The sequence below is a fragment of the Streptomyces sp. NPDC087906 genome (assembly GCF_055584925.1).
Map to the genome: position 1 here is coordinate 113,550 of NZ_JBVJLC010000014.1, position 20,034 is coordinate 133,583.

Annotated in this window: 21 protein-coding genes; 10 read left to right on the forward strand and 11 right to left on the reverse strand. The window is 72.4% G+C overall.

The features are described from left to right. Nucleotides 1-41: 41 nt before the first annotated feature. Nucleotides 42-965: an MHYT domain-containing protein gene (locus ACZ63I_RS30835; RefSeq protein WP_469342541.1), complete on the reverse strand. Its 924-nt coding sequence runs from the start codon at nt 963-965 to the stop codon at nt 42-44. Between the two features lie 217 nt (nt 966-1,182). Between ACZ63I_RS30835 and ACZ63I_RS30840 the strand changes: the two genes are divergently transcribed. The 4 genes from ACZ63I_RS30840 to ACZ63I_RS30855 all read left to right on the forward strand — a co-directional run bounded on the left by ACZ63I_RS30840 (nt 1,183) and on the right by ACZ63I_RS30855 (nt 5,026). Continuing rightward, a complete protein-coding gene (locus tag ACZ63I_RS30840; RefSeq protein WP_469342542.1) occupies nt 1,183-1,740 on the forward strand; it encodes a methylated-DNA--[protein]-cysteine S-methyltransferase in 558 nt (185 codons plus the stop codon). 98 nt (nt 1,741-1,838) lie between these two features. Further along, nucleotides 1,839-3,068: a formaldehyde dehydrogenase, glutathione-independent gene (fdhA, locus tag ACZ63I_RS30845; RefSeq protein WP_469342543.1), complete on the forward strand. Its 1,230-nt coding sequence runs from the start codon at nt 1,839-1,841 to the stop codon at nt 3,066-3,068. A gap of 117 nt (nt 3,069-3,185) precedes the next feature. Continuing rightward, nucleotides 3,186-4,100, forward strand: coding sequence for a pseudouridine-5'-phosphate glycosidase (locus ACZ63I_RS30850; protein ID WP_469342544.1), 915 nt, complete (start codon nt 3,186-3,188; stop codon nt 4,098-4,100). Between the two features lie 41 nt (nt 4,101-4,141). Next, nucleotides 4,142-5,026: a carbohydrate kinase family protein gene (locus tag ACZ63I_RS30855; RefSeq protein WP_469342635.1), complete on the forward strand. Its 885-nt coding sequence runs from the start codon at nt 4,142-4,144 to the stop codon at nt 5,024-5,026. 36 nt (nt 5,027-5,062) lie between these two features. Here the strand turns inward: ACZ63I_RS30855 and ACZ63I_RS30860 are convergent, their stop codons facing one another. Beyond that, nucleotides 5,063-5,704, reverse strand: coding sequence for a nucleoside/nucleotide kinase family protein (locus tag ACZ63I_RS30860; protein WP_469342546.1), 642 nt, complete (start codon nt 5,702-5,704; stop codon nt 5,063-5,065). A gap of 143 nt (nt 5,705-5,847) precedes the next feature. Between ACZ63I_RS30860 and ACZ63I_RS30865 the strand changes: the two genes are divergently transcribed. Then, entirely contained in the window at nt 5,848-6,375 is a 528-nt protein-coding gene (locus ACZ63I_RS30865) for an excalibur calcium-binding domain-containing protein (protein WP_469342547.1), read from the forward strand. 93 nt (nt 6,376-6,468) lie between these two features. Here the strand turns inward: ACZ63I_RS30865 and ACZ63I_RS30870 are convergent, their stop codons facing one another. Then, the gene (locus ACZ63I_RS30870) at nt 6,469-7,119 is read right to left on the reverse strand and encodes a winged helix-turn-helix transcriptional regulator (RefSeq protein ID WP_469342548.1); all 651 of its coding nucleotides are present in this window, start codon (nt 7,117-7,119) and stop codon (nt 6,469-6,471) included. A 68-nt stretch (nt 7,120-7,187) separates the two neighbouring features. Between ACZ63I_RS30870 and ACZ63I_RS30875 the strand changes: the two genes are divergently transcribed. Beyond that, nucleotides 7,188-8,399 carry a pyridoxal phosphate-dependent aminotransferase gene (locus tag ACZ63I_RS30875; RefSeq protein ID WP_469342550.1) on the forward strand — a complete coding sequence of 404 codons (1,212 nt, stop codon included), beginning with the start codon at nt 7,188-7,190 and terminating at the stop codon, nt 8,397-8,399. Nucleotides 8,400-8,472: 73 nt separating this feature from the next. Further along, nucleotides 8,473-9,006, forward strand: coding sequence for an HAD domain-containing protein (locus ACZ63I_RS30880; RefSeq protein ID WP_469342551.1), 534 nt, complete (start codon nt 8,473-8,475; stop codon nt 9,004-9,006). 38 nt (nt 9,007-9,044) lie between these two features. Here ACZ63I_RS30880 and ACZ63I_RS30885 read toward each other — a convergent pair whose 3' ends face one another. Then, entirely contained in the window at nt 9,045-9,473 is a 429-nt protein-coding gene (locus tag ACZ63I_RS30885; protein WP_469342552.1) for a hypothetical protein, read from the reverse strand. A gap of 271 nt (nt 9,474-9,744) precedes the next feature. Between ACZ63I_RS30885 and ACZ63I_RS30890 the strand changes: the two genes are divergently transcribed. Continuing rightward, complete coding sequence (locus tag ACZ63I_RS30890) at nt 9,745-10,164, forward strand: hypothetical protein (RefSeq protein WP_469342553.1); 420 nt, start codon at nt 9,745-9,747, stop codon at nt 10,162-10,164. An 88-nt stretch (nt 10,165-10,252) separates the two neighbouring features. On the opposite strand, the gene ACZ63I_RS30895 is transcribed toward ACZ63I_RS30890, so the two are convergent. The 4 genes from ACZ63I_RS30895 to ACZ63I_RS30910 form a co-directional block, all read right to left on the reverse strand. Then, entirely contained in the window at nt 10,253-11,500 is a 1,248-nt protein-coding gene (locus ACZ63I_RS30895) for an SWIM zinc finger family protein (RefSeq protein ID WP_469342554.1), read from the reverse strand. Beyond that, entirely contained in the window at nt 11,497-14,454 is a 2,958-nt protein-coding gene (locus ACZ63I_RS30900) for a DEAD/DEAH box helicase (protein ID WP_469342636.1), read from the reverse strand. Before ACZ63I_RS30900 ends, ACZ63I_RS30895 begins: the two co-directional genes overlap by 4 nt. A gap of 160 nt (nt 14,455-14,614) precedes the next feature. Continuing rightward, nucleotides 14,615-16,069 carry a carboxylesterase/lipase family protein gene (locus ACZ63I_RS30905; RefSeq protein WP_469342556.1) on the reverse strand — a complete coding sequence of 485 codons (1,455 nt, stop codon included), beginning with the start codon at nt 16,067-16,069 and terminating at the stop codon, nt 14,615-14,617. 78 nt (nt 16,070-16,147) lie between these two features. Then, nucleotides 16,148-17,116 carry a slipin family protein gene (locus tag ACZ63I_RS30910; protein WP_469342557.1) on the reverse strand — a complete coding sequence of 323 codons (969 nt, stop codon included), beginning with the start codon at nt 17,114-17,116 and terminating at the stop codon, nt 16,148-16,150. A 211-nt stretch (nt 17,117-17,327) separates the two neighbouring features. Between ACZ63I_RS30910 and ACZ63I_RS30915 the strand changes: the two genes are divergently transcribed. Next, on the forward strand, nt 17,328-17,666 hold the full coding sequence (locus ACZ63I_RS30915; RefSeq protein WP_469342559.1) for a hypothetical protein: 339 nt from the start codon (nt 17,328-17,330) through the stop codon (nt 17,664-17,666). A 16-nt stretch (nt 17,667-17,682) separates the two neighbouring features. Here the strand turns inward: ACZ63I_RS30915 and ACZ63I_RS30920 are convergent, their stop codons facing one another. Both ACZ63I_RS30920 and ACZ63I_RS30925 read right to left on the reverse strand, forming a co-directional pair. Then, a complete protein-coding gene (locus ACZ63I_RS30920) occupies nt 17,683-18,162 on the reverse strand; it encodes a DoxX family protein (RefSeq protein ID WP_469342560.1) in 480 nt (159 codons plus the stop codon). Nucleotides 18,163-18,234: 72 nt separating this feature from the next. After that, complete coding sequence (locus ACZ63I_RS30925; protein WP_469342561.1) at nt 18,235-19,167, reverse strand: acyltransferase domain-containing protein; 933 nt, start codon at nt 19,165-19,167, stop codon at nt 18,235-18,237. Nucleotides 19,168-19,251: 84 nt separating this feature from the next. Between ACZ63I_RS30925 and ACZ63I_RS30930 the strand changes: the two genes are divergently transcribed. Next, nucleotides 19,252-19,587, forward strand: coding sequence for a DUF6343 family protein (locus ACZ63I_RS30930; RefSeq protein WP_469342562.1), 336 nt, complete (start codon nt 19,252-19,254; stop codon nt 19,585-19,587). Between the two features lie 17 nt (nt 19,588-19,604). On the opposite strand, the gene ACZ63I_RS30935 is transcribed toward ACZ63I_RS30930, so the two are convergent. After that, nucleotides 19,605-19,970, reverse strand: coding sequence for a tetratricopeptide repeat protein (locus ACZ63I_RS30935; RefSeq protein WP_469342564.1), 366 nt, complete (start codon nt 19,968-19,970; stop codon nt 19,605-19,607). Nucleotides 19,971-20,034 lie beyond the last annotated feature (64 nt).

Below are 20,034 nucleotides of genomic sequence, written 5' to 3' on the forward strand. Positions count from 1 at the left end.
GGCGAGCGGCCGTCGATCATGGCCGCCTCACCCCGGCGAGATCACCATTCGTGCAGGTCGGAGCCGCTGCGCGGACCCTGGCCCGCCGTCGTGCGACCGGCCGCGCCACCCGTCCCCGCGCCTGGCTGCCGGTCGCGCCGGGTCCGCTGGGCGGGCACGGCGCCGCGTACGAGCGGGCGGGTGCGCCGGGGGCGCCGTCCCACCGGCCGGGCGGGGTCGCCCGGCCGGTCGGGGGCGTCCAGCAGCAGCCTCGGTTCGAACAGTACGACCACGGCCGCCAAGAGCAGGAAGACGGCGGGGCCGAGCAGCATCGGCAGCAGCCGGGCGTCGGAGCCGCCGCTGCCGATCGTGCCGGTGGGCGCCGCCAGGTGGACGTCGGCGGCGGCCATCGCCGTGTAGTGCATGCCGGTCGCTGCGCCGCCCAGCAGCAGCCCGCCGGCCAGGCTGGCGCCGAGGCCGCGGTGTGCGGCGACGGCCCACAGCGCCGTGACGGCCGCCGCGACGGCGATGACGACGGCCAGCACGACGGTCACCGTGTCGTACTCCAGGTGTCCGCGCAGCCGGAGCCCCGCCATGCACAGGAAGTGCATGGTGGCGATGCCGAGCCCGGTGACGGTGCCGCCGGTGGCGAGTCCCATCGGGGTCGAGCCGCGCCGGCCCACGATGAAGATCCCGACGCCGATCATGAGGGTGCCCGCGCCGAGCCCGGCGAAGACCGTGGGTCCGTCGTAGTCGACGGGCACCTCGGCGACGGTGAACCCCATCATGGCGATGAAGTGCATGGTCCAGACCCCGGAGCCGATGGAGGCCGCACCCAGCAGGAGCGCGGCGGGTTTCCACGGCCGCCGCTCGCGCAGGGGTCTGGCGGTTCGGCGCAGACCGAGAGCCGCGCCCAGGCACGCCATGAGAAAGGCGGCCACCGGCGTGACGAGGCCGTAGCTGAATCCGTCGACTGTGCCCTGCATAGCGATAGGCCCTTCGCCCCTGATGGTCGTGCTGTCCGTGCTGACCGGCTGCCCGTGCTGTCTTGCTGCCCGGCTGTCCGTGCGTGATGCCGGTCCGGCGAGGTTAGGTCGGCGACCCCGGTAAGCAAATATTCACCAGCGATTTGTCGACACCGGCAGCGGGCCCCGCCGGCTGGGGCGAACCGGGCTGTCAGTGGCGCCGCCTACCGTTGTCCGCATGACCTCCACGAGCGATGACAGGCCGGCGCAGTCGGTGGAGTGGGCCGTCGTCGACAGCGCGATCGGACCGCTGCTGCTGGCCGCCACCGAGCAGGGGCTGGTGACCGTCGTCTTCCACGCCACGGAGCGGATACGTGACAGGGCGCTCGACCGGTTGCGGACCCGGCTCGGCGCCGAGCTGACCCCGTCGGCCACCGGCCGGCTCGCCGAGCCGATACGCCGGTTGTCGGCGTATTTCGCGGGCGGGCTGCGCGAGTTCGGGCTGCCGCTGGACTGGTCGCTGTCCACGGGCTTCAACCGCGAGGTGCTGCGCGAGCTGGCGGCGGGCGTGCCGTACGGCTCGGTCGTCGGCTACGGCGATCTCGCGGCGCGGGTGGGCCGGCCGGGCGGCGCGCAGGCGGTCGGCACCGCGATGGGGTCCAATCCGCTGCCGATCGTGGTGGCGTGCCACCGGGTCGTGGAGAGCGGCGGCGGTCTCGGCGGATTCGGCGGCGGGCTGGAGACCAAGCGGCAGTTGCTGGCCCTGGAAGGCGTGCTGCCGCAGCCGCTGTTCTGAGGCATTTGCTAGCTGTTGTCACGGTTCGCCCGATCGGCCTACTGTGAAACGGAGTGCGCGCGCGTCATCGACACGAGCCGAAGGGACGGCGAGTAGGGATGAGTGGAGGAAACAGGGCGGTCGCCTATCTCGAACCAGGTGAGGTGGAGGTTCAGGAGACCGATTACCCGACGTTCGAGCTCAAGGACGGGCCCGGCGTGGCCAAGGAGAACGTAGGGCGACAGCTCAATCACGGCGTGATCCTGAAGGTACTGGCAACCAACATCTGCGGCAGCGACCAGCACATGGTGCGCGGTCGCACCACGGCGCCCGCAGGTCTGGTCCTCGGGCACGAGATCACGGGCGAGGTGGTCGAGCGCGGCTCCGACGTGGAGTTCATCAACGTCGGCGATGTCGTGTCGGTCCCGTTCAACATCGCCTGCGGCCGCTGCCGCAACTGCAAGGAGCGCAAGACCGGCATCTGTCTGAACGTCAACCCGGCCCGGCCAGGGGCCGCGTACGGCTACGTCGACATGGGCGGCTGGGTCGGCGGCCAGTCGGAGTACGTGCTGGTGCCGTACGCCGACTTCAACCTGCTGGCCTTCCCCGACAAGCAGGCCGCGCGCGAGAAGCTGCTCGACCTGACGATGCTGTCGGACATCTTCCCGACCGGCTTCCACGGCGCGGTGACGGCCGGCGCGGGTGTCGGTTCCACGGTGTACGTAGCGGGGGCGGGGCCCGTCGGTCTCGCGGCCGCCGCCTCGGCCCAGTTGCTCGGCGCCGCCGTCGTGATAGTCGGCGACCTCAACGCGGAGCGGCTGGCGCAGGCCCGCAGCTTCGGCTGCGAGACGGTCGACCTCACCAAGGGAAGCGTCGAGGACCAGGTCGCCGAGATCCTCGGCGAGCCCGAGGTGGACGCGGCGGTCGACGCGGTGGGCTTCGAGGCCCGCGCGCACGGCGTGGACACGGAAGAGGCGCCGGCGACGGTGCTCAACTCGCTGATGGGCGTGACCAGGGCGGGCGGCGCCCTCGGCATCCCAGGGCTGTACGTCACCGACGACCCGGGAGGCGTCGACAGCGACGCCAAGTCCGGGACGCTGAAGGTCAGGCTGGGGCTCGGCTGGGCGAAGAGCCACACGTTCAGCACGGGCCAGTGCCCGGTGATGAAGTATCACCGGGGCCTCGCGCAGGCGATCCTGCACGACCGGGTCCACATAGCGAAGGCCGTCAACGCGACGGTGATCTCGCTGGACGACGCGCCGCGCGGCTACGCGGAGTTCGACCAGGGCGCGAGCAGGAAGTACGTCCTGAACCCGAACGGCGCGCTGGACAACGTCAAGGCGGCGTAGCCGGAGCGTCAAGGCGGCGTAGCCGGAGCGCCGAGGCCGTCGAGGCGAAGGCGGCGTAGCCGGAGCGCCGCCGGAGCCGGACGTTTGCGGGCGCCTTCCGCGCGCCAGGGATGGGACATGGCTGAGATCTCTGTGCACCTGTCCCCCGAGGTGCGGGAGGCGCTTGCCGCGCGCCGTCCCGTGGTCGCCCTGGAGTCGACGATCATCGCGCACGGGCTGCCGCGCCCGCGCAATCTGGCGGTCGCCGAGGAGTTGGAAGCGCTCGTACGGGCCGGTGGCGCCGTGCCCGCGACGGTCGCCGTGCTGGACGGGCGGCCGCATGTCGGCCTGGCCAAGGACCAGGTGGAGCGGATCGCCCAGGACGACTCGCTACGCAAGCTCGGCCACCGCGATCTGGCGCCCGCGCTCGCCACCGGGGCGAGCGGGGCGACGACCGTCTCGGCGACGGCGTTCCTCGCGGCGCGGGCCGGGATCCGGGTCTTCGCGACGGGCGGCCTCGGCGGGGTCCACCGCGGCTGGACGCAGACGCAGGACGAGTCGGCGGATCTGCGGCTGCTGGCGCGGACCCGGATCACGGTCGTCTGCGCCGGCGTCAAGTCGATCCTGGACGTACCGGCGACCTTGCAGCGCCTGGAGACTTTGGGCGTGTGCGTCCTCGGCTTCGGCACCGAGTACTTCCCCGGTTTCTATCTGGCCTCGTCGGGCGAGCGGGTCGACTGGACGGTCCGTACGCCCGAGGAGGTGGCGGCCGTGATGGCGGCCCAGGACACGCTGGGCGGCCCGGAGGCGGCGGTCATCGTCGCCAATCCGGTGCCGGAGGCGGAGCAGTTGGACCCGGAGTCGCACGACCGGGTCCTGGCGGAGGCACTCGCCGAGAGCGGGCGGCGCGGGATCACCGGACAGGCCGTCACGCCGTTCCTGCTCGCCGAGCTGACGCGGCGGACCGGCGGCGCCTCGCTGGAGGCCAATCTCGCGGCGGTACGCGGCAACGTACGACTGGCGGCGCGGATCGCCGTGGCGCGCGCCCGGTGACGGGCGGGCTGCTCGTCGTCGGTGACGTGGTCACCGACGTGATGGCCCGCTACCGGCCGCCGCTCGCGCACGGCACGGACACCGTCGCCGAGATCCGGACCCTGCCCGGCGGGGCGGGCGCGAACGCGGCCTGCTGGGCGGCCCGTTCGGGCTGCGCGGCGGTGACGCTGCTGGCGCGGGTCGGCGCCGACGCGAGCGGCTGGCACGAACAGGTGCTGCGCCGGGCGGGCGTACGGGCGGCCTTCGTCGTGGACGAGCAGGTGGCGACGGCGACGGTGATCTCGCTGGTGGACACGGCCGACCGGGCAGCCGAGCGTACGTTCCTCACCGACAGCGGCGCGGCCCTGCGGCTCACCGCGGCCGACTGGTCGCCGTCCCTGCTGGACGGAGTGGGCCGGCTGCATCTGTCCGGCTACCTCTTCTTCGCCGAACCGAGCCGCCGTGCGGCCCGCGCGGCGCTGGCGTCGGCGCGCGAGCGCGACATCCCGGTGAGCGTGGACCCGGCGTCCACGGGCTTCCTCGAACAACTCGGCGCCGACCGGTTCCTGACGGAGGTGGCCGGCGCGGAGACACTGCTCCCGAACGCGGACGAGGCCCGGCTGCTGACCGGCCTCACAGACGTCGAAGCCGCGGCGGCGGCACTGAGCCGCCACGCACCGGTCACGGTGGTGACCCTGGGCGCGGCAGGCGCACTGATCGCGGAGGCGGGCCGCGTGACCGCGCACGTGCCCGGCGTCCCGGCACGCGCGGTCGACTCGACGGGCGCGGGGGACGCCTTCACGGGCGCGTACCTCGCGGCACGACTGGCGGGCGCCGACCTCGCAGCGGCAGCGGCAGCGGGCTGCCGAGCGGGAGCCGTGTCGGTGACGCTCGCGGGCGGCCGCCCGCCGGAGCCGTCCGCGTCCGCCGGGACGGCCGGGATCTAGCCGGCGTCCGACGGCTCCGGTCGAGGCAGCCCCAGGTCAGGCCCGTAGGCCGCCCCACGCCGGGTGGTTCGGGTGGTCCGTTCGTACGACCACGTCGGCCGCCGCTGACGGGTCCACCTCCTCTTCGTAGCGGGCGAAGGCCGGGAGGGTCCAGCGGTCGGTGGGGGGTGTGCGGCGGGTCAGGGCGGGTGGGGAGAGGTGCAGGTGGACCGTGAGGTCGAAGGGGAACCAGTGGCCCAGCAGCAGCGGGCCGTGTACCACCAGTACACCGCCCGGGGGCAGTTCGCGGTGGGCGCTGCGGGTGGCGCGGTCGGTGGCCGGGTCCCAGAGGTCGGGCAGGACGCGGCCTGTGCCGCCCGGGTCCAGCGGTCCGAAGACCTCGCGCCACAGCGCGCCGGTGTCGAACCAGCCTCCGTAGTACGTGTCGGGGTCCTCGCGCCCGTACTCGTACCGCAGCGAGGCGGGCCGGAGGAATCCGGCGGTGCCGACCACCAGCACCGATCGGCCGCGCAGCCGCAGCGCTTCGGCGAGCGCCTCCGCCGGTTCGCCGGGGTGCGCGGCGGGCGCGCCGTCGAAGGCGACGCGCGGCCAAGCGCCGCCGTCGGCCGCTCCGGTCTCCATGACCCGGTCGGCGAGGGCGTCGGTCAGCCGGTCCCAGGTGATCGCTTCGAGTTGCACCCGTCCATCATCCATCGGACGGGCGACGGAGACGGGAGGAGACGGAACGACCGGATTTCCCCCTACTGGGTACGGAAAGCGCGTTCCGGGAACACACTGTCCCCCTTCGCACCACGCTTCACATCACACGAGGGGGGCACCTCATGTATCCCACGGCACCACAGCCGGGCTGGCCACCGCAGCCGCCGCCGAACACACCGGTGCGACCGCGCTGGGCGAGGAAGCGGATCGTCTTACCCGCTCTTCTGCTGACGCTGTCCATCGGCGCGGCCATCGGCGGTGCGGGCGATTCCGGCGATTCGGGCGGTACGCAGGTCAAGGCGGCGGCTGACACCTCCGCGCAACCGACAGCGACCGTGACGGCCACCGCGACCGAGACGCGGACGGCGACCGCGACCCCGGACGCGCCGGAGCCCGCGCCGACGGTCACGGTCACGGCGACCCGTACCGCCAAGGTCAGGGTCACCGTCACGGCCCGCGCCCCGAGCGGAGGCGGCGGCACCAGTGGCGGCGGTACGAGCGACAACGGCACCAGCGGCGGCGGGGATTCGGACACGTACTACGCCAACTGCACCGCCGTACGGGCCGCCGGAGCCGCCCCCATCCATGTCGGCGACCCCGGCTACGGCGCGCACCTGGACCGCGACGGCGACGGCGTCGCCTGCGAGTAGCCGACCCGCACCACGAGGCCCGCGCCGCGTGACCCGCGCTCCAGGCCCGCGCCACGAGGCCCGCGCTCCAGGCCCGCGCCGCGAGACCCGCGCTCACTCCCCGCGCAGCACCTTCGCGAGACCGCCCTCGCCCGACACCTCGATCCGCCCGTCCCGCACCCCGTCCTCCACCGCCAGCGCGCCGCCGCCCACCGCGCGGCACGTGTCGGCGTCGAGTACGAGGCGGGCGTCGGGGGCCGGCGCCGGGCCTTCGCCGTACGCGGGCGCGCCGTCGCCGAGCACGATGTGGAACTCCCCCTCGTCCAGGCGCACTTCGACCGTGCCCGGGGTGCCGAGCTGATCGAAGAGCGACAGCAGCGGCAGGGCGAACCAGTGGGCCCGTACGGCGTCGGTGGGCCTGCGTTCGGCCAGTTCCGGCGCGCCCCACGTCGCCAGCGCGTCGAGGACGGGCAGCAACCCCCGCCCCCGTTCGGTGAGTTCGTACACGAAGGCAGCGGCGGGCGGCGGCAGCTTGCGGCGCGTCGCCAGTCCGTCGCGCTCCATGTCCTTGAGCCGGGAGGCGAGCACATCGGTGCTGACGCCCGGCAGATCGGCGTGCAGATCGGTGTAGCGGCGGGACCCTGCGAGCAGTTCCCTGACGATCAGCAGCGTCCAGCGGTCGCCCACCGCGTCGAGGGCGCGGGCGGCTGCGCAGTACTGGTCGTAGCTTCGGCGGCGTGGTGGCATGCGTCGCAGTCTAGACATGTCATTGGACTTTCCAAGCTCGCACTTGGTAAAACCAAGTATCGCAATGAGGTCGGGGAGGCCACCGCATGGAATTCCGGCAGTCGAGCAAGCTCAGTGAGGTCCTCTACGAGATCCGCGGCACGGTGATCGAGCACGCCGACGCACTGGAGGAGGCGGGCCACACGGTCCTGCGCCTCAACACCGGCAACCCCGCCGCCTTCGGCTTCGAGGCGCCGGAGGAGATCGTCCAGGACATGATCCGGATGCTGCCGCAGGCGCACGGCTACACCGACTCCAAGGGCGTGCTCTCGGCCCGCCGCGCGGTCGCCCAGCGGTACCAGAACATGGGGCTGCCCGATGTCACCGTCGATGACATCTTCCTCGGCAACGGCGTCTCCGAACTGGTCTCGATGGCGGTGCAGGCGCTGCTGGAGGACGGCGACGAAGTCCTCATCCCGGCACCGGACTTCCCGCTGTGGACCGCTGTCACCACCCTGGCCGGCGGCCGGCCCGTGCACTACATGTGCGACGAGTCCGCCGACTGGTACCCGGACCTCGACGACATGGCGTCGAAGATCACCGACCGTACGAAGGCGGTCGTGATCATCAACCCCAACAACCCCACGGGCGCGGTCTATCCGCGCGAGATCGTCGAGGGCATCCTCGACCTCGCCCGCCGCCATCAGCTCATGGTCTTCGCCGACGAGATCTACGACCGGATCCTCTACGACGACGCGGTGCACCACAGCGCGGCGGCCCTCGCGCCCGACCTGGTCGTCCTCACCTTCTGCGGCCTTTCGAAGACGTACCGGGTGGCGGGGTTCCGGTCCGGCTGGCTGGTCGTCACGGGCCCCAAGCAGCACGCGCGCAGCTACCTGGAAGGGCTTTCGACGCTCGCCTCGATGCGGCTGTGCGCCAACGCCCCTGCCCAGTACGCCATTCAGGCCGCGCTCGGCGGCCGCCAGTCGATCCATGAACTCACCGCCCCCGGCGGCCGGTTGCGCGAACAGCGCGACCGCGCCTGGGAGAAGCTGAACGAGATCCCCGGGGTGTCCTGCGTCAAGCCGAAGGGCGCGCTGTACGCGTTCCCGAAGCTCGACCCGAAGGTGCACCGCATCCACGACGACGAGAAGTTCGTCCTGGACCTGCTGTTGCGGGAGAAGATCCAGGTCGTGCAGGGCACCGGGTTCAACTGGCCGCGCCCCGACCACTTCCGGATCCTGACCCTGCCGTACGCGGACGACCTGGACGCGGCGATCAGCCGCATCGGCCGCTTCCTGAGCGGCTACCGGCAGTGAGCCGGCGTCCGCCCCCGGGCCGACGGTCGGCGGCCGCCGTGTGCGGGGCGCCCGCGCCGGGCAGCACTCCCCCATGACTGCCCGCCCGCTGCTCCTCCTCGACGTCGACGGCCCCCTCAACCCGTACGCGGCGCGCCTCTCCCGGCCGCGCGGCTACACGACCACCCGGCTGCACCCGTCCACCTGGCTGGCCCGCCAGACTCCCGGCTCCCGCAGCCACCGCCGCGGTCTGCGGGTACGGCTGAACCCCGCGCACGGCGCGCAGTTGACGGCGCTGCCGTACGAACTCGCCTGGGCCACCACCTGGATGCACGAGGCCAACACGATGATCGCGCCGGTGGTGGGACTGCCCGCCGATCTGCCGGTGATCGAATGGCCGGAGCTGTTCGCGCGCGATCCCGACGGGCTGTACTGGAAGACCCGGCCGCTGCTGAAGTGGGCGGCGGGGCGGCCCTTCGCCTGGGTGGACGACATGATCACGGACCGGGACACGGCGTATGTGGCGGCCCACCACGACGCCCCGGCGCTGCTGTTGCGGATCCACCCGCGCCGGGGGCTGCGCGCCTCGGACTTCGCGACACTGACCCGGTGGGCGGCGAACCAGTAGCCGGGCGCGGGCGCCCCACGGGCCGACCAGTCAGCAGGTCAGCTCTCCCTGCCGAAGTGCAGGCTGCCGATCGTGCCGGTCTGGACGACGGCGCCGTGCTGGGTGCCGCCGCTGATGGTGTTGTGCACGTCGATCCCACCGCCGGTCGCTGACTCACCGGCCAATTCGTCGAGCAGCGAACGCAGTTCGGCTGCGGACTCCGGATCGGCGCGCAGCGTACGGCGCAGCCGGCCGCGCCAGTCGGCCAGTACGTCGGCCGCCGCCTCGGCGTCGTCCTCCTGCCGGGCCACGGCCAGTTCGGCCTGGGACGCGTCCAGATCGGACTGGACGGAATCCAGGTCGGTGGAGCCGCGGGCGGCGAAGTAGCCGGCGATCCGCTCACGCACCCGGGTCCAGCCGTCCGTCGCCATCTGCTGGACGAGCGCCGTCGCGCCCGCCGTCGCCAACGCCATCAACTCGGCTTCCACCAGGCCCCCTTAGACCACCGACCGACACCGAGAGTAGTCTACTCGTCACTCTTTTTCGCGAGTCGTGAAGATGTGACGCAAGTCACATAGATTTCAGGCGGAAGCGGACATGGGCCGAGTACTTCACACGGTTACTACTTATGTCTTCGAAACAATGAATCGGAGGCAAGCGAGCCAGCCCGGCGCTTCAACTGCGCCCCGATCCGACTCACTTCCTGTTCTTCTATGGTCGGTTCGGCGTTTTCGCCGATACCGGGGAGGTGCTTCAACCATGGCGCTCAGCTCTCGTTTCGCGCTTGACACCACAGCCGTCATCGGCGGTGCGTTTCTGGTGGTCTCCGCGATGAGCTTCTCCGCAACACCCGCCCACTGGCTCGCGTTCGGTGTGTCCACCGCGTTCACCGTCGCCGCTGCCGCCGGGGCCGCTGTCGCCAGGCGGACCCATCAGCAGCTCGCACACGGCGCCCTGGCGCTGGTGGCCCTGTGGTCGCTGATCACACCGCTGGTCTTCACCGGCACCGCGCAGCACTGGCTGATCTTCGCCAACGCCATCGGCCTCGCCGTGGTCGCGCTCGGCGATCTGATCGCCCACGAGTCGACGACCGAGCGTGTGGTGCACGAGCTGCACGTCCGCAATTCCGGCACCTCGCGGATCGAGTCGCCGGAGCGGTCGGACCAGCTCATCGGCTGACACGAACAACGCGAACAAACGGGTGTCGGTAAGCCCCGGATCCGGTCGGCAGCGACCGGGTGCGGGGCTTGCCGCTGCCCGCTGCCCGCTATCTGCCGAGCAGCGCGGTGAGCGCGCCGACCGGGTCGGTGTCCGGGGTGCCCCTGGGCCACCAGTCCTCCCGGCCGCGGTCCGACTCGTAGCCGTACCAGAGGCCGTCCTGGCCGAACCGGAGCTGGAGCGTGTCGGTGGAGAGGTGGTTGCGCCAGGGCCGGAAGTGCGGGAAGTCGGCGGCTATCAGGGCCGGCCTGGCGCGGTCGAAGGGGCCGGCCGGCGGGTCCCAGGGCGTTTCCAGCACGGTCAGCCCGGCGAAGCCGCCCTGCCGCCAGGCCGCCACCGCGCGCGCCAGGTCCATGGGAGACCGGTCGGTCGCCGCTGCCAGGTCGCGGTAGAGGGCGCGGGTCGAAGCGGTGAGGCCCGAACCGGGATGGGCGGCCGCCAGCCGTACCGCGTCCTGCCAGGGGGTCAGCTCCGCCACCGGGTCGATGCCCGTGCTGAGGAACGCGTGGGCGCGGGCCGCCGCTTCGGTGGCGAGCAGATCCAGCGCCAGCGGGTCGGGGGCGCCGGGCGCCTGCGGGAAGTCGGGCGGCTGCCCCGGCCGGGCCGGTACGGGGAACGGGGGCGGCAGCGCCGGACGACTGCGCACGGCGAGGGCGGCGCCCGCTGCGACGGTGGGCATGGCGGGCGCCGCCGCCGTGTGCTCCACGGCGGACCTGGCGGCGTTGCGCCGGGTCAGATCGGCGAGCACCTCCTGCTCGCCGCGCCCGCGCATCAGGAACAGGACGAACGGGTCCTCGTCCAGGAGACGCGCCGTCTGGTAGCAGAGTGCTGCGGCGTGTTTGCAGGGGTAGCCGTCGTCCGGGCAGGAGCAGTCGGGGGTCAGATCGCCGGGGCCGGGGAGCAGGCCGGCGGCTTCGGCGAGGGAGTGCGGCATGTCCTTGTCGAGGAGCGCGGCGATGTGGTCGGGGCGGGCCGCCGCGCTGTCGAGCAGGTCTTCCCAGCCCGCCTCGTCCAGGGTGCGCAGCCGGATTTCCGTACGGTACGGGCGCGGCCTGCTGCCGTGCACGTACGCCGTGACCTTGCCGGGGGTGACCGTGATCGCGTCGACATGCCCGCCGCCCGCGTACGCCCGGCCGCGCTGGAGCCGGGCCGTGTCGAGCGCGGTGTCCTCCATGGACTCCACCCAGGCGTTGCCCCACCAGCTCGCTGCGAAGTCCCCTTCGGCGCTCGGGCGCGGCGGCAGGGCGGGGAAGGTGCGGCGGCGGTCGTCGTGCCGCAGGGCGCGGGCGGCCGTCATGACGGCCTGCGCAGCGAGACGAGATCGGCCAGCTCACGGTCGGTCAGCTCGGTCAGGGCCGCCTCGCCGGAACCGAGCACGGCGTCGGCCAGGGCCCGCTTGGAGACCAGCATCTCGGCGATCCTGTCCTCGACCGTGCCCTCGGCGATCAGCCGGTGGACCTGGACGGGCTGGGTCTGGCCGATCCGGTAGGCGCGGTCCGTGGCCTGCTCCTCGACGGCCGGATTCCACCAGCGGTCGAAGTGGACGACATGACCGGCCCGGGTGAGGTTCAGTCCTGTGCCCGCCGCCTTCAGCGAGAGGACGAAGACGGGCACCTCGCCGGACTGGAACCGGTCCACCATCCGCTCGCGCTCGGCGATGGGGGTGCCGCCGTGCAGCAACTGGGAGGGGATGGCACGGGCGGTGAGATGCGCGGAGAGCAGCCGCGCCATCGACACGTACTGCGTGAAGATCAGTACCGACCCGTCCTCGGTGAGGATCGTGTCGAGCAGCTCGTCGAGCAGGGCGAGCTTGCCGGACCGGCCCGTGAGCCGGGCGGTGTCCTCCTTCAGGAACTGCGCGGGGTGGTTGCAGATCTGCTTGAGGGCGGTGAGCAGCTTCATGACGAGCCCGCGGCGCGCGATGCCCTGCGCCGCCTCGATGGCGGCCATCGTCTCGCGCACCACCGCCTCGTAGAGCGACGCCTGCTCCCGGGTGAGCGCGACCGGGTGGTCGCTCTCCGTCTTGGGCGGCAGCTCGGGCACGATGCCCGGGTCGGACTTCTTCCTGCGCAGCAGGAACGGCCGGACCAGCCGGGCGAGCCGCTCCACCGCTTCCTCGTTGTCGGCGTCCTTCACGTCGGCCGCTTTCGCGTTCTCCACGTTCTCCACGATGCGGGCGTGGCGGGCGCGGAACGTCTTGAGCGGTCCGAGCAGCCCCGGGGTGGTCCAGTCGAGCAGGGCCCACAGCTCGGAGAGGTTGTTCTCCACGGGGGTGCCGGTCAGGGCGATCCTGGCCGGCGCCGGGATCGTGCGCAGCGCCTTGGCCGTGGAGGAGAAGGGGTTCTTCACGTGCTGCGCCTCGTCGGCGACGACCATGCCCCAGGTGTGCGCGGCCAGTTCGGGGGCGCTGCCGCGCATCGTGCCGTACGTGGTCAGCACGAAGCCGTCGGTCACTCCCTCCAGCGTCCGGCCGCTGCCGTGGAAGCGGTGCACGGGCACACCCGGGGCGAACCGGGTGATCTCGCGCTGCCAGTTGCCGAGGAGGGACGCGGGGCAGATCACCAGGGTCGGGGTGGGCCTGGCGCGGTGCAGATGCAGGGCGATGAGCGTGATGGTCTTGCCGAGACCCATGTCGTCGGCGAGGCAGCCGCCGAGGCCGAGCGAGGTCATCAGATCGAGCCAGGCGAGGCCGCGCAGTTGGTAGTCGCGCAGCGTGGCGGCGAGCGCCGGCGGCTGCGGGAGCGTGGCAGTGCCGGAGGTGAGCCGGTCACGCAGGACGGCCAGGGCGCCGGTCGGCACGGCCTGTACCGTCTCGCCGTCCACCTCCGCCGTGCCGGTGAGCGCCACGGCCAGCGCGTCGACCGGGGCCAGCAGCCCCAGCTCCCGCTTGCGCGCCTTGCGGACGAGCGCGGGGTCGACGACGACCCACTGGTCGCGCAGCCGCACGATCGGGCGGTGCGACTCGGCGAGCGCGTCCATCTCCGCGTCGCTGAGCGGATCGCCGTTCAGCGCCAACTGCCAGTTGAACTTGAGCAGTTCCGTACTGTCGAAGAACGGCGTGCCGTCCGTGGCCGAGCCGGGGGCCGGCTGTACGACGGCGGCGGCGCTGAGCGTACGGGCCAGCTCGCGCGGCCAGTGCACGGCGACACCCGCTGCGGCGAGCCGGGCGGCGCCGGGGCCGAGCAGTTCGTACAGCTCGTCCTCGGACAGCGCCAGTGCGTCGGGGACATCGCGCTCCAGCAGTCTGGCGAGCGGGTGCCAGACGCGCGCCGCGCGGCGCAGCGCGAGCATCGCGTCGATCCTGGCCCGCGGCCCGAAGCTCTCGTCCCCCTCTCCCGCCCAGAGCCGGGCCGCGTCCAGCACGAGCGTCGGATCGGCGAGGCTGTGGATCTGGACGAGCGCCGCGCCCGCCCGCCGCTCGACGTCGGCCTCCGTCGAGACAGGTGCGGGCTCCGCCGAGAGGGGTGCGGGCTCGGCCGAGAAAGGGTCGGGCTCCGTATGGTCGAACAGCTCGAAGGCCGAGAGGTCCAGGCGCAGCGACACCCGCACCCCGGCGTCCATACCGACCGCCGCCTCGGCCGCCCACGCCCGCGCGCGCGGCAGGTGCTGCGGGGCCTTCGCGGCGAACGGCGCCCCTGCCGCGAACGCGGCGGCGGGCGTACGCGGCAGGCTGTCCGCCACCGCGTCGAGGAACGCGCGTACCAGCGCCTCCGGGTCGGGGAGCCGGAGCGGCGGTTGGTCGGAGACCGGCACGGCATACGCCTCGTACGGCATGGCGGCGGCGATGGCCCGCAGTTGTGCGATGTCCCCGGCGTCGAGCGGCCCGGCCCGCCAGGCGTCATGGTCGGAGGAAGTCAGTCCCGGCAGGAGCCGCCCGCGCGCGGCAAGTTGCAGCGCGTGCAGGGCTGCGGCACCCCAGCAGGCGGAGGCCGGATGCGCCGCCTTGTCCGCACGGGCGCGCACCAGCAGCGGCACCGCTTCGGCCACCGGCAGCAGCACGGCGGGCACGCGGCTGGTAGCAACGGCGCCCTCGTCCCCCCCGGCGCCCTCGTCACCCCCGCCGCCCTCGGCCCGTCCCACCACCGAGATGACGCTCCGGGTGCCCGCCTCGGCGGCATCGGCCCCCGCGAACTCCTCGGCCGGCAGCTCGCCGCCGTCCGGAGCCCAGAAGGCAACCTTCCCTTCGCGCGGCAGCCCGGCGGGCAGGAAGACAGCGGCGCAGCGCGTCAGGCTCTGTCCGTACCGCACCATCGCCCCCACCTCCCGCTCCGCGCGCTCCGAGACCGCGTCCAAGATCCGACTGTCTCTGCGAGTCTAGGCGGGGGGTCTGACATTCCCTCCAAAAGCGATGTCAGCACAGGTCAGAACAGGTCGGCGCAGGTCAGCGTAGGTCAGCGCAGGTCGGCGCAGGTCAGCGCAGCCCTTCCCACAGTTCGCGCTCCCGCGGCCTGGGGTCGTCCACGGCCGCCGACTCCTCGTCGAAGACCATCGTCGTCCGGCTGTCCCTGTCGTACGGCGCCCAGCCCGGGTCCCCGGTCCTGGCGAACTCCACCCACGCGCCGTGCATCGTGTCGGCGAGTGCCTGCGGCGCCGCGCCGCCGAGCATCGGCGTATAGGCGTCCGAGGCGGCGAGGTCGAAGACGAAGCCCAGCTCGACGGCGTGACAGGCACCGAGCCGGCCGTCGAAGCGCGGGGAGCGCCAGGCGAACTCGTACAGATACGAGCCGGGCACCGCCTCGGCGAGCCGGATCGCCGGTACCCGGTAGAACCAGTCCGTCGTCAGCGCGTCGAAGATCTCTCCCGGCATCGCCTCCGGCCGGGTCTCCCGGTAGAGCGCGAGCGCCTTGTCCGGGTCGAGTCCGTACGTCTCCGCTGCCCCGCGCAGCCGCGCCTCCGACACCAGATGCAGCCGCTCGGTCGGCACGAGGAACAGCAGGTACTCCTCGCGGTTGCTGCCGACGAGCAGGTCGACGCCGCAGTCGGGTCCCGGCAGGACGTGGTCCTCGACGACCGGTTCGAACGGCATCATGTTCAGCGCCGCCTCGCCCCACAGGGCCGGGTCGGGGCGTGCGCCGATCTCCGCCCGCAGTGCCGCCTGGGCGGGCCGCAACAGCTCCTCGGGGACGGCGGCGAAAGCGGCGGCCGTGGCCTCGATCCCCAGCTTCTCGGCGAGCCGGGCGGTGATCAGGGCGGCCGAGGCGGGCCGCAGGAAGTGGTGCGTGGCTCCGCTCTCCAGGATGGCCCGGCGGAACAGCCCGCGCGCCCGCTCCATGCCGAGCAGGACGCCGATGCCCATCGCGCCCGCGGACTCGCCGAAGACCGTGACCCGGCCGGGATCGCCGCCGAACGACGCGATGTTGTCCCGTACCCACTCCAGCGCCGCGATCTGGTCGAGCAGACCCCGGTTGTCGGGCACTCCTGCGAGATGGAGGAAGCCCTCCGTGCCGAGCCGGTAGTTGACGCTCACCAGCACGACGCCGTCGCGGGCGAACGCGGTCCCGTCGTACGTGGGGTCGGCCGAAGAGCCGTTCGTGAACGACCCGCCGTGGATCCACACCATCACCGGCAGCCCGGCGCCGCCCGACGTGGGCGAGGGCGTCCAGACGTTCAGGTTGAGATACGTCTCGCCCGGCCCCGCCGCGACGAAGGTCTCCGGGATGAGCGCGTCGAGTGGCGGCGCGTAGCGTGCCTTGGGCGGCGTGGGTCCGTACGCGACCGCCGGCCGTATCCCCTCCCACGGCTCTGCGGGCTCCGGTGGTCCGAACCGGGGCGCCTTCGCGTACGGGATGCCCAGGAACGACGCCACCCCTTCCGCCGAGATCCGGCCGCTGACCTGGCCCTGACGAGTCGTGCACACGGGTTCCATACGTTCCGGGCTCCTTCAGCCGACCGCCGCTCTCTCCGACATACCCAAAGGTAGGCAGCGGGTCACCCGAGCGCGTGTTCAGGCGTGCGACGGGGGTGGGGCGGGCGCCGCGGCCGGGTCGGACACCGCGACCGGTTCCTCGTGCGGTACCGCAACCGACTCCTCCGCCGGAGCCGACCCCTCCGCCGGAGCCGACCCCCGCGGCGGTACCGGACCTTGCGCGGGAACCGCCGGGGCCGCCGCCGTGGCCGCCTGCGACACCGTCTGCACGGCCCGCGCCGCTTCCGCCGGTGTCGCCCGCTCCAGGAAGCGCAGCAGTTCGACGGGGAACGGCAGCACCAGTGTGCTGTTCTTCTCGGCCGCGACCGCCACCACCGTCTGCAGCAGCCTCAGTTGCAGGGCGGCCGGCTGCTCGGACATCTCCTTGGCCGCCTCGGCGAGCTTCTTCGACGCCTGCAGTTCCGCGTCCGCGTTGATGATCCGGGCGCGCCGCTCCCGGTCGGCCTCCGCCTGCCGCGCCATCGAGCGCTTCATCGTCTCCGGGAGCGAGACGTCCTTGATCTCCACCCGGTCGATCTGCACGCCCCAGCCGATCGCCGGACTGTCGATCATCAGCTCCAGGCCCTGGTTGAGCTTCTCCCTGTTCGACAGGAGATCGTCGAGATCGCTCTTGCCGATGATCGAACGCAGCGACGTCTGCGCCATCTGGGAGACCGCGAACCGGTAGTCCTCCACCTGCACCAGCGCGTCCGGCGCGTCGACCACCTTGAAGTAGATGACCGCGTCGACCCGTACCGTCACGTTGTCGCGGGTGATCCCGTCCTGTGCGGGGACCGGCATCGTCACGATCTGCAGATTGACCTTGCGGAGCTTGTCCACGAACGGCACGACGAGCGTGAACCCGGGTCCTCTGACGCCCTCGCGCAGCCGGCCGAAGCGGAACACCACGCCTCGTTCGTACTGTTTGACCACCCGGGCCGCGGCCGCCGCGTACACACCGCCCGCACAGACCACCGCGATGCCCGCTGTCACCAGTTCCTCGACCATGATGGCCCCCTGACGCCGACCGAGGTATCTGTCAACACGGTAAGCCTCAGCCGGTGTACCGGTCGAGACTCGCGCAGCGGCCCGTACGTACCTGGCCCGCGCCGGCCCCTACCGCGCCCGTACCCCGACCGGCCGCGCTTCTCGTGCCGCTCCCGCGCCGGTCCGGCAGGGTGACCAGGACCAGGCTTCTCCGTACAGACGAGGACGGCCCATGTCCCTCACCCACCACCGGCGCCTCCGCATCGCCGCCGGGACCGCGCTCCTGACCCTCGCCGTCACCGGCTGCTCCGTACTCGGCAGGACCGCCGTCGGGCCGGTGACCTACACGGCGGGCGACGCCGGCCACGTGCAGGTGAACAGCCCCCCGGTGAAGGGCTGTCACCGGCTCACCGGGGGCGGCGCCCGCATGGTCACCAACCTCACCCTGGTCGATCTGAAGCTGTACCCGAAGGGCGACTGCAAGGGGGAGTACACCTACCTCGGCACGACGCTGACCAACAGGACCGCCCCGGGCGCCGGGCCGTGGCAGAGCTACGGCATCGTGCACTGACCTGCGGCGGTACGGGTCACAGCCGCGCGCGTACGAGGGCGGCGAGCCGGGCGGTCTCGTGGCGACGGACCCGGGCGATCAGCGCGAGCGGCAGGATGAGCACCAGCGGTGTGAACGCGTTCTCCCCGCCGAACGACGTCAACTGGACGACGAAAGCACCGATCATCAGGGCGATCAGCGCCAGCGCCGAGACGCCGGACAGCAGCGGGATCACCAGCGCGATCCCGCCGGCCAGCTCCAGGGCACCGACGGCGTACATGAACCAATGGCCGAAGCCGATCGTGTCGAAGGACTCGACGGCCGACGACTGCGCGACCAGCTTCGGCGCCGCGCTGGCCCCGACGTAGAACAGCGCCAGCACGATCTGGAGCACGCGCACCGTCAGATGCGTACGGCGGGACGGAGTACGGCGCGCGGTGACCGGCGCGGTGGTGGTCGCGGTGCTGGCAGTGGTGCTGGCAGTGGTGCTGGCAGTGGTGAGCGACGAGTCCGACATGGTGATGGTTCCCCTCCGTGAATGGCTGCTTTCACAGAGGTAGACGGGCCGCACCCGCAGAACTCATCGCTCTCAGGGCGTGGACGGCCGCATCTCCAGCCAGCCGTGCCCGCCGTACCAGTGCAGACCCGCCCGCAGATGGTCGCCGACCGCGCGTTCCAGCGTGGTGCGGCGCGGCAGGGTCGCCACCGGGAGCGCCGGGTCGCCGAACACGAACTCCAGCGGGCCCCTGTCGTAGTTCTCGGTCAGCTCGTAGCCGCTCGTGAAGCGCCGCTGGAAGCGGACGATGTTGGAGTCGGCCGGCAGATATCCGGCGAGCTGCGGGTCGAGCAGCCACGACTCGCAGACCGCGACGCCGTACGCCTCGTCGGGGAAGTGCCGGGCGAAGAACGCCCTGGCCAGCGCGTAGGACCGGTCGCAGGTCTCCGGCGTGAGCGGCCCGAGGAAGTCGGGGATGTGGACGTCCAGACAGCGGTCGCCCGGACCGTACGGCAGTCCGGCCTCGCGTACGGCCGCGCCCATCCGGTCGTCGAGCCTGCCGCGCTGGAACTGGAGCCGGCCGAGCTGGTAGATCTCGCCGCGGAAGTGCAGCGCCAGCCACCCGGGGGTGGCCAGCCCGCCCGTGCCGTGCCTGCGGCGGTGGACCGCCATCTGCCGGCCCAGGTCGGCGAGGGTACGGCGGCTGATCTCCTCGGATATGCCCAGCGCCCGGTGGTACGCCCGTACGGCGGGGAGCGCGGCGACCAGCGCGTACACCGGGAAGTAGCGGGCCACCGCTTCGGGCTCCGCGGGCTGCCGCGGCGCGGGCGGCTTGCCGCCTGCCTCACCCATGTCGGCGATCAGCGCGCCGGTGGCCGCAGCCAGCAGGTCGCGCAGCTCCGGGTCGGCCGTCATCCGGCGGCGCAGGGCGAGCAGCGCGCCGATGTCCTCGTGCGGGACGGTGAGGTCGAGCAGCACATCCGCCAGAGCGTCGGCCTCGGGCAGTGCTTCCGCGTCATTCGTCACCCATGCCCCCTATTATCTGTTTGTTCCGTTATCGGTTGTACGGGCCGCCCTCGTGGGTACACGCCAGGTGGGAGGTGCCGAGCCATGCGCACCGGAAATGAACCGACGACCGCACGCAGCCCCTTGCGTATGCGGTTCTGGCTGAGCATATGGGGCCTGGCCTGGACCGCCTTCGGCACGGCTGCCTTCGCCATCGCGGACCGGCCGGGCTGGGCCGCCGCCTGCGGCGCCCTCGCGCTGATCGTCATCGTGGATCTGGGGTTCGTCATCCGCCATATCCGGCAGGGGTCGCGCTATCAGCCCGGCCGCGACGTCCCGCCGTACGACCCGGCCCGCGAGCGGGACCGCGAACGCGACTGGCAGCGCGAACGCGAGCGGCACGGGAGCGGCAGAGGCGGCCCGCCGAGGGACGGCCGCTGACCGTCACCCGGCCGGTTTCACTGGTCGGAGTCGAACTGCGCCGCCTTCAGATACTCCGGGTTCGGGTCGAGCGCCGCCGCCAGCCTGAAGTGCTTCCTCGCCTGCTCGGGCCGCCCCGACCGCTCGAAGGTGCGCGCCAGCGCGAAATGCGCGAACGCGTTGTCCGGCTCACGCTCCAGGACCAGCTCGAATTCGAGTTCGGCGGGGCGCAACTGGGCGGCGGCGAAGAACGCGCGGGCGCGCAGCAGCCGGGCTGCGGTGTTCTCCGGATGGGAAGCGATCACGGAGTCGAGGAGCTTGACCGCCCCGCGCGGATCCCGGGCAGCCAGCAGTTGCTCCGCCGCTCGGTAGTCGATGACATGGGTCTCCGGGCTTTCGGGCACAGTCGCATCCTTCCCTTGCTGCGCACGTTCAACGCCGGTCTCGGCGGCGCGTTTTCCATTCTGC